Source organism: Alteromonas sp. ALT199 (assembly GCF_018619335.1).
Classification (GTDB): domain Bacteria; phylum Pseudomonadota; class Gammaproteobacteria; order Enterobacterales; family Alteromonadaceae; genus Alteromonas.
In genome coordinates, this window is sequence record NZ_JAHHDX010000139.1 from 1 (window position 1) to 1547 (window position 1547).

At 37.2% G+C, this 1547-nt stretch carries 1 protein-coding gene; it reads left to right on the plus strand.

All coding sequences use genetic code 11. The annotated features are described in order from the left end of the window. Nucleotides 1-264 precede the first annotated feature (264 nt). Nucleotides 265-1131: an META domain-containing protein gene (locus tag KL866_RS15275; RefSeq protein WP_025256014.1), complete on the plus strand. Its 867-nt coding sequence runs from the start codon at nucleotides 265-267 to the stop codon at nucleotides 1129-1131. Nucleotides 1132-1547 lie beyond the last annotated feature (416 nt).

Here is a 1547-nt window from a genome sequence, read left to right on the forward strand (position 1 = left end):
ATATAATGGGTATATATATTTTTTTGATCTCTATGGTATTTGGCGTACTCACTTAAGTGCTGTTCTAAATTCTTCATACTTCATCAACCGCAAAACATATCGAAATCCTAGTTTACTCTTATCGGCCTAATACAAACTGTCGCGTTACCGACAAATCCATTGGTATGCCTCAGCATTTAGCATTTCTCTATAACTAAGCGCCAGGCTGAACTTAGTCATATAAAGCGACTCCTAATGTTATTAGTAAAATAATGTGGAGTCTTCATGACTAAAAAAAAGCACTTTCGTGTTTTAGTATTACCTGCACTTATCTCCTTAACGGCGTGCAGTTCAGTTTCTTCAATGTATTCAGCTAACAATAAAGAGCAAGATAGTGAGAGTGTGCAGCTATCACTCTCTACTAGTCACTGGCAGGTCGAAAGCATTAACCAAGCAGGTATTATTGATTTTAGTCACGTTACCCTTAACGTGAATTCAAGTGGCGATGTTAGCAGAGTGAGCGGCACTACAGGCTGTAATCAGTACACCGGCGAACTCAATGCTAAGAATACCGATAAAACATTTAGTGAAGATAGCGAAGCTCAACCATTTTCAGCCGATAAAGTCATACTTACTAGAAAGATGTGTGCGAAAGCTCTTATGAAGCAAGAACAAAGATTTGTTGATGCTTTAACCTCATCAAAAACTTACGCAATAATAGATAACACCTGGTTAGTACTGTATGACAGTAGGAGCAACGAAAAAGTAAAAGCAGTTATTACTGCCCCCTCACAAGGTGCGACAAATAGAAGCGCTAAACTAAATAATACAAAAGTGAGAACAGCACAGCAGGTTACAACTAAAAAGCAAGATGTTAGTAGTACCAACGTAGTGGCAAATGTTATTGCGTACGAATGTGAGACACCTAATGCTAGCACTAGAGAATTACGTGTGAATACATTGGGCCCAGACACATTAGCACTGTCACTCAATAACACGCATCATATTGTACAGTTGTCTCGCTCTGCGTCGGGGGCAAAATACACAAATAACAAGGGGGTAGCGTTTTGGAATAAAGGCGACGTTGCCACTGTCTCCATAAATTCTGGTTATTATCACTGTACTATCAAAACTGAAACACAAGCGCCGTAGCATAACTGATGTGGTAAAGGCCGCCTAAAATAAATACTGTTCACTTTTAAAAAGTTTTAGGCTGCCGTTTCGAACGCTTTTATAACCTGCTAAACACTGTTGAACCGCACTATAAATTTCCCATACCTTTGCTTTGTACACGTTTGTTTCACACTAATTAGTTTCAACTAAACATTTTCTCATGACCCACCGTCTTCTAATAAGTCGTGCTGCACCTATTGTAGAAAGTTTTCTAACATATTTAATGTTTCATTTTTTATTTATAAGAAACAATAAATTAAGTATTAAAAGCACGCTTTAAACACTCACTCAATCTTGCTCTGAAAATACATCAGCGTTGAAATAATAGTTAGAACACTATACAATTTATTTTAATTGAACAGCCAATCAAAATAAAATACCACCTTGAAGTTAAG

Excerpts from the sequence above, each read along its gene's own strand:
- KL866_RS15275 (WP_025256014.1), top strand. The coding sequence starts at position 265 with ATGACTAAAAAAAAGCACTTTCGTGTTTTAGTATTACCTGCACTTATC.